Below are 7,995 nucleotides of genomic sequence, written 5' to 3'. Positions count from 1 at the left end.
TTACGTCCGGACTTGATTTCCGGTGCTTTTCCGGCTTTCATCAACGCATCGAGATAATGCGCTTTAAATTGTGCGGCGGTATTGAATTTAAACTCTTTCATAATTTCCTGCTGATGCTTACCGCTTTCGACCATTTTGATTAACTTGGCACCGTCGATCTTCTTTTTAGCCGGCATTTGAATCTCCTTTTTTTAATTCCGATGAATAAAAAGAAACTACTTTTTATAGTTAACACGATGGAAAATAAATCAACTTAGGTATAACAAATATTTTTTCTATTTGACATGAATGTAATAATACAATCAACCTTTTTTTTGAAAAGATACGGTTCATGGGGTCTCTTTTTTGTTTGTTGAACCGATCATGCAGGTAAATTATAGCAGTTATTTAATAACCGGATTAGGCGATTGTTGATCCTTTCCGGTCTCATCTATTGATAATAAACAACCAGCGTCGTTTACTTAAAAAACGTTCATGTCGGGATAATCCAACGCTATCGGCATCGTTTTCGATATCGACAAACACGGCCGTGAGGTTGATGTCGACCTCGATAGCAATGTCGACTTCGAAAGGGGCGTTTCAAGATCACAGAATGGTTGAGTCGATGACATGGGGTAATAACCTTCAACCTGAAAGCAAAACGCTATTCGATCCAATTTTGATTAGGATGAACGGTTGGCTTCCATTTCATCATATGCCTGCGTATCGCCACCGGGAATGACGGTTTTTTGACGCAGGCTTGGTTTTCACACCAATCATGCTTACCTTTTGATTGAGGATAACCGTGAGCGGAGGTCTCGCCGATGGATACCATGCGGTTTCAATCCTGCACATGAAACGGGCAATGTAAGTACTGATCAGGGAGGTGAAACATGAGCCAGTCAAATAAAAATGATAGCGAGCGCTGTATGAGTAGCTGCGAGTCAGCCTACCATGCATGTATGCAAAGCCGGGAACACGAATCGGTTTGCCAGATGAAAAACAACCAGTGCGCCTGCGGGTGTAAAATTTCCTGAAGCTTCAGGACTGGACTAAACGCAGGTAGACCTAAAGACAACGGGCCGCCGGATTTCCGGGGCCCGCTGTTTTTTGCCGCTCACCGTTTAAACCCATTTTAAAAATCGATAAAGGGCTCATGGCGGTGTCAAGCGCCGGCGTAACCTATTTCTCATCAGCCAAACCTACGCCGCTCCTCAATTTTCTCGCCTTACTTGAATTGATCCTCTTCGGTACTGCCGGACATGGCCCCCACCGAGGAATCGCCACTGCTGATCGTATCGATTAACCGGTCGAAGTAGCCGGCCCCCACGAATTTCTGGTGGGTGGTGGCCGTGTAGCCGTCTTCCTTACCGAAGCGAAATTCCTCTTCCTGGAACCGGGAATAGGCCAGCATTCCGTTTTTGCGGTAGTTCATGGCCAAATCGAACATCCCCAGGTTCAGGGCATGAAACCCGGCCAGGGTGACGAACTGGAATTTGTATCCCATGGCGCCGAGTTCGCGCTGAAAGGTGGCGATGGTGGCATCGTCCAGGTTGGCTTTCCAGTTGAACGACGGAGAGCAGTTGTAGGCCAGCAGTTTGTCGGGGAACTTCTCGTGAATGCCCTCGGCAAAGCGCCTGGCCTGATCGATGTCCGGTTTGGACGTTTCGCACCAGACCATGTCTGCATAAGGGGCGTAGGCCAAGCCCCGGGCAATGGCAGATTCCACGCCGTTTTTTACGTAGAAGAAACCTTCGCTGGAGCGAGGTTGGTCGAGAATGAATGGCCGGTCCCGTTCGTCAATGTCGCTGGTAACCAGCTTGGCGGCATCGGCATCCGTTCGCGCCACGAGAACGGTCGGCACGCCGCAGACGTCGGCGGACAAGCGTGCCGCCACGAGTTTGGCCACCGCCTCCTGCGTTGGAACCAGCACCTTGCCGCCCATGTGTCCGCATTTTTTTGCCGAGGAGAGCTGGTCTTCGAAATGCACCCCCGCGGCGCCGGCTTGGATCATCTGCTTCATCAGCTCGAATGCGTTGAGGGGGCCACCGAACCCGGCCTCGGCATCGGCGACGATAGGGGCGAACCAATAGGGGCCGGTCTTTCTTCCGTCAAGCACCTGGATCTGGTCGGCCCGCCGCAGGGCGTTGTTGATGCGTTGGACCACTGCCGGCACGCTGTTGGACGGATAGAGGCTCTGGTCAGGGTACATCTCGCCGGCCAGGTTGGCGTCGGCGGCCACCTGCCAACCGCTCAGGTAGATGGCTTTGAGACCGGCCTCGACCTGCTGAACTGCCTGGTTGCCCGTCAGCGCCCCAAGCGCCGGCACATAGTCCTCGTGGTTGATCAAGTACCAGAGTCGCTTGGCGCCGATGGTCGCAAAGGTGTAGGCGATGGTCAGGTTGCCGCGCAGCTTGAGCACATCTTCGGCAGAGTAGGGGCGGACGATGCCCTTCCAACGTGGATCCTTTGCCCAGTGCGTTTCCAATTCTTCGCGCTCGTCGGCCACCACTTCGTGACAGGTTAATCGCTGGCAGATCTCTTCGGCTTTCTCTTCTATGGTCTTCATCTTGCCTCTCTCCTTTTGTAAAACTTCATTCCCGCGCTGGAGACGCAGCAACAGCCTCCAGCCGCGATATAAAAAATCGCCTCAAACCAACTTATCGCGGCTGGAAGCCGCTCCTACACCCGAAAAGGATGGTCGTGGTAAGTCGTCCATGCGGCACGCAGGTTAAATTATCCCTCCAGATGATCATAGGCCTTCAATGTTAAAAATTCAGCCAAGCTGTCGGCGGCGATAATTTCGTCGAACAGGGCTGCGGCTTGATCGTACTTGACCTGCTGAAAATGGGTATCGCCCGCCTCATCTTTGATCTTCTCCATCTCCTCCTTCATCATCGAACGAAACAGGTCAAGGGTGATCTTCCTTCCGTCGTCGAGGGACGCATCGGGATGGTGGATCCACTGCCACAGTTGAGCCCGCGAAATTTCGGCGGTGGCCGCGTCTTCCATGAGGTTGTAAAGGGGGACGCACCCCAGACCCGAAAGCCAGTTGGCCATGTATTGGATCCCCACGCTGATGTTGGTGCGCATGCCCGGTTCGGTGATGGTACCGGCAGGCACCTTCAGTAAATCCGCAGCCGTGACGTGGACGTCTTCGCGCACGCGGTCGACCTGGCTGGGTGCCGGCATGGCCTTGTCGAACTCCTCCATGGCGATGGAAACCAGACCCGGATGGGCCACCCAGGTGCCGTCGTGGCCGTCGGTGGCTTCACGGGTCTTGTCCGCCCGGACTTTCCCCAACGCCTCGCGATTTTTTTCCGGGTCGCTTTTGATCGGAATCTGTGCGGCCATGCCGCCGACGGCATAGGCCCGGCGGCGGTGGCAGGTCTTGATCGCCAGCAGCGAGTAAGAGCGCATGCAGTGGCGAGTCATTGTGATCTGAGCCCGGTCGGGGAACAGATAGCCGGGAACATTCTTGAAACGTTTGATGAAGCTGAAAATGTAATCCCAGCGCCCGCAGTTCAGCCCGGCACTGTGGTCCTTGAGCTCATAGAGGATTTCATCCATCTCGAAGGCGGCCATGATCGTCTCGATGAGCACCGTCGCTTTGATGGTGCCTGTCGGGATGCCCAGCGCCTCCTGGGCGGCGACGAAGACCTCGTTCCACAGCCGCGCTTCCAGGTGGCTCTCCATCTTGGGCAGGTAGAAGTAGGGCCCGCTGCCCCGGTCCAGAAGTGCCTTGGCGTTGTGGAAGAAGAAGAGTCCGAAATCGAACAGGCTCCCCGAAACCGGCTTCCCGTCAACCAGAACATGTTTTTCCACCAGGTGCCAGCCGCGGGGGCGGACGATGAGGGTGGCGGTCTTGTCATTCAAGCGGTAGGTTTTGCCTTCCGGGTTGGTAAATTCGATGGTCTGGTTGACCGCGTCGCGAAGGTTGATCTGTCCGTCCATGGTGTTCGTCCAGGTGGGACTGTGGCTGTCTTCGAAATCCGCCATGTAGGTCTTTGCGCCGGAATTGAGTGCGTTGATGACCATTTTTCGGTCTACCGGCCCGGTAATTTCAACCCGGCGGTCGGAGAGGTCATCGGGCACGGGGGCCACCGTCCAGTCACCATCCCGGATAGGCTTCGTGTCCGGCAGAAAATCCGGCAGTTTCCCGGCGTCAATATCAGCCTGAACCTTCTCCCGTCGGGCGATCAGTTCCCGCCGACGGGAGTCGAACCGACGGGCAAGTGTCCTCACAAAGCTCAGGGCGTCGGGGGTCAAGATGCTGCTGAACGCGTCGGGGACCGGTGCGTTGATGGTGACGCCATCGGGAATGCGGGTGTTACTCATCTGATTCCTCCTTTTGTGAATTGTCGGAAGGGCCTCATTCATCCTTGAATGTCGGCCCTCCTCGGCGGCCCGACAAGGGGAACGGTCGGGACTGAGTCAGGAACAATAAAGAAATGGTGGTGCCGATATGCGCCGGCAACTGGTCTTCGTGAAACCATACGTCTTAAAGGGTGCTGAACCTATGATCGGTGCCGGCAAACCGATTCACCGCTCCGCAAAAAAACGGTGTGCATGATGTACGAATGAGCATTTTGAGCCGAATTTAAACGCGGGTTGACCAAGCACGATGGTTTTTCGACTGCCTGCCTGTGAGAAACCTGGACAAAGATAATGCTGCGTGGTGGAAAGTAAACCCGGTCAACCATAATGCCGTCATCACAGCCGGTATCGAGGTTGATAGGGGCGGATGTGTCGAATGTGCCCTGAACGGATTTCATCCTGCGCCTTTATCCAGAAGTCCGGCGCCAGCAGGTCGGCGTGCTGGCTTAAAAAAAGGTCCCGATGACCGGGTGAGAGTCCCAGAAAACGGGCAAACTCTTCGGGAAAGACATCGTCCTCCCCCACGGCGTACCAGGGTTCGTCGGCCATCTCCTCCATGTATGTCCGCGCCTGGGGAATTTTCCTGAACCGGCAGGCGGTCAGTGGCACAATTTCATCGTAGTCGTAAAACACCACACGCCCGTGGCGGGTCACACCGAAGTTTTTGAGCAGCAGGTCGCCGGGAAAGATGTTGGCGAATGCCAGATCCTTGATCGCATTGCCGAAGTCCACCACCGCGGCTTCGGTTTTTATACGGGTCTGCTCCTTCAGGTAAATATCGAGCGGGGTCACCCGACGCTCCAGATAAGCGTGGTCGATGATCACGCGATCGCCTACCAGGTGAACGGTCTGTCCGGCTTCGGCTGTGAGGTGATCGATCAGATCGTCTGAAAACCAGCAGCGGTCGAATGAGAGGTGTTCGAAGGTATGGGCCTCGATGAGTCGTCCCACCCGGTAGTGGTTGAACACGAAGTCATATTGTTCGATGACCTTGTTTCGGGTGGTTTTCTTGGGAGTGTCGAAGCGGTCGCGGATCAGTTTGACAACCATTTCATGGTCGGCCATGTCAAACACCACCATGACCATACCCCGCTTGCCCGGCGATAGGCGGAACCCGCCGTCCGTGCACACTGCCGTGTGCCGGCAAACATCTTGGTAAAGCACGGTCTTGCCGTGTTTGAAGTAGCCGATGGCAGAGTAGATCTCAGCTTCAGGTTTGGCAGGCATGATGGATTTGAGAAAACCGACCAGTTCGCAAGGATGGTCCATCGACACGTGAAATGCCGAGCGGGTATAGGAGAAGACGATGCTCAACCCGTCTGTGTCGAGCAGCAGGGCATCCACCTCCACGCCTTCCGATGAATGAAGCAGCGCCAAAGCCAGCGGGATCATCTGTTTTCCCGCCACCACGCGTCCGATGAGATAAGCACCCTGACCGCGGTAGAAGACGTGGCGAATCATTTCGATACGAACCGGCTGGACGCGGCTTTTGATTTGGTTCAGGCTTTTTTCCACGCGCTCCACGATCCGGGGCATGCTCCTTTCAAGGGATGCACGGTCGATTTTGAGGTCGCTGTAATCGGAAAGGATCTGTCGGACCACCGGTTCAATGGTTCCCGCCAACGGGTAGGTCATGAAAACGGAATCCGTCGGGCACGGCAGTGCCGGCTGGCGGTCATCGTGGACGAACTCGATCTGGCGATTCACCCCGACGGTGCCGAAAATGCGGCGGGTGACCGAATTGAAAAAGGTTTCGGCCAACTCCCGGTCATCCATACCCGTGATTCGGACGGCGTAGTCGGCTTTGGCCGCGGACCATAAGGCTTCATCAGCGATCCGGTCTTCGAGCAGGCTGCGGATGTCGATTGCTGTCTGGTCGACGACCGTTGCGTATAGATTGAGCCTTTCGGTGGTGTCGGCTTGGACCCGTTCCCACTGGCGGTTCATGAATCGTCCGGGTGCACGCAGCGTAATCCGGCGAAAACGATCCTCATAGTCCCAGAACCGCTCATGGATGCAGCTGGAACAGTTTTGTGCCAATGTTTCGATCGTCATCTTCAGGCTACTTGATCGGGGCCGGGCTGCAAAGATGGGCCTCTTCCATCGCCACGCGGCCGCACCCATTGCATACATATTTCATTTCCGCCAGCTTGTCCTTGCAGACGTGCTTGACGTCAACTTCCGCTGTCCCGCAGAAGCTGCATTTTTCTTTGTCCCCGCAGGGATTGCACAGATGCCCCGGTGATTCGGCAATGGCGCCGCAACTCTTACATGTGTAGGCCATAACGAGACTCCTTTTTTCATTGGGTGGACAATGGCATAAAAATGATGCCTGATCGGACAATGTCAAACCGAGCAGGCCTTCAGGTGATGGCCGCCGGTATCTCCGAAGTCTCCCGAATTGAATTTTATACCGATGATTCGAACAGGCCGGGCGATGGCCATTGCCGCCCCTTGGGTTTGATCGCGGCGAAACGGCTATGTTTTTTCTTGAGTAAACGCCTTGGTCGGCCGAACTATGGGGGCAGTACCGGCAGTCGACGGCGGTCGGCAAGATGGTCCATTTTCGCTGACATGTCAGGTGCTTTTCGTATGATGCACGCCGCTGCGTATTGAACCCTCCCCGCGGCAAACCGCGGGGAGGGTTCACCGGAAGGATAAAAAAAGCGATTTCTAGTTCGCTCGCCAACCCCGCCGCAAGCGGCTGGGAATGCGCTCGCTATCGCGGTTCAATTGCAGGCCGTTCGGTGTGCGTTGGTAGTGGAAATCATAGACAGGCCGGGCCATTGCCCGAGAATTAAGGAAGGGTGCATGATCTACTTCGTTTTAGGGTTGATCGGGGCTGTCATGGGCAGCTTTTACCTCTATGGCCGGGGTGATTTTCTGCTGGGCGGCGTTATCGGTCTGCTGGCAGCGGCGGTCATTAATCAGCGGAACGGGCTACTCGCCCTGAAAACCCGACTGGCGGCCATGGAGACGCAGATCGCTGGTTTGCTTTCCGGCGAGACAGGTGCTGGACCGGTGTCATCCGGCGACGCGTCGACCCCGTCTCGAGCGGCTCATGCCGGCCGCGGCAGTGACGCGGACGCGTCTGGGCCGGAAGAAGCACCCGCAGCGGCGGCTGCAGTTGAAACGGCGACGGTGCCCGCACCTTCCCCGAATGCGACCACCGAGATCCCTTCTCTGGAGCTGGAATTGTCCGACGCAGCCATCGCTGAATTTGCCCTGCCGACGAAACCACCGATGCCGGATCGGTCGTCACAGCCGTCGGGCGGTCTGGGCGACTCGATAAAAGAATTTTTCTTGGGTGGCAACCTCATGGTGCGGGTGGGAGTGGTGGTTCTGCTGTTTGGCTTCGCCTTCATGGTGAAATACGCTGCCGCCCGGGACCTGGTGCCGCTTGAGATTCGCCTGACGGCCGCATTTGCCGCCGGCATCGGGCTGCTGCTTCTGGGCTGGTGGTTGCGCATCCGTCGATTCGGCTATGCGGTGACTCTTCAGGGCGGCGGCATCGGCGTGATGTACCTGACCCTCTTTGCCTCCGCCCGACTCTTCCACATGGTGCCGCTGACCCTCACCTTCGGGGTGATGGTGGGCCTGGTGATCTTTTCCGGCATCTTGGCGGTGCTTCAGGATGCC

Annotated in this window: 5 protein-coding genes; 1 reads left to right on the top strand and 4 read right to left on the bottom strand. The window is 56.0% G+C overall.

The window, feature by feature from the left end; translation table 11 throughout:
• Positions 1 to 1,207: 1,207 nt before the first annotated feature.
• The 4 genes from aceA to ABYV26_RS15955 form a co-directional block, all read right to left on the bottom strand.
• A complete protein-coding gene (aceA, locus tag ABYV26_RS15970; protein ID WP_372682352.1) occupies positions 1,208 to 2,548 on the bottom strand; it encodes an isocitrate lyase in 1,341 nt (446 codons plus the stop codon).
• Positions 2,549 to 2,715: 167 nt separating this feature from the next.
• Entirely contained in the window at positions 2,716 to 4,317 is a 1,602-nt protein-coding gene (gene aceB, locus ABYV26_RS15965) for a malate synthase A (protein ID WP_372682351.1), read from the bottom strand.
• Positions 4,318 to 4,692: 375 nt separating this feature from the next.
• On the bottom strand, positions 4,693 to 6,411 hold the full coding sequence (gene aceK / locus ABYV26_RS15960) for a bifunctional isocitrate dehydrogenase kinase/phosphatase (RefSeq protein ID WP_372682350.1): 1,719 nt from the start codon (positions 6,409 to 6,411) through the stop codon (positions 4,693 to 4,695).
• 7 nt (positions 6,412 to 6,418) lie between these two features.
• Entirely contained in the window at positions 6,419 to 6,640 is a 222-nt protein-coding gene (locus tag ABYV26_RS15955; RefSeq protein WP_372682349.1) for a hypothetical protein, read from the bottom strand.
• 527 nt (positions 6,641 to 7,167) lie between these two features.
• Between ABYV26_RS15955 and ABYV26_RS15950 the strand changes: the two genes are divergently transcribed.
• A partial coding sequence (locus tag ABYV26_RS15950; RefSeq protein ID WP_372682348.1) for a DUF2339 domain-containing protein occupies positions 7,168 to 7,995 on the top strand: 828 nt, incomplete at its 3' end.

The sequence above is a fragment of the Desulfosarcina sp. genome, assembly GCF_041551955.1.
Classification (GTDB): domain Bacteria; phylum Desulfobacterota; class Desulfobacteria; order Desulfobacterales; family Desulfosarcinaceae; genus Desulfosarcina.
Note: the sequence above shows the minus strand (reverse complement) of the source record. Positions and strands in the feature narration are given on the sequence as shown.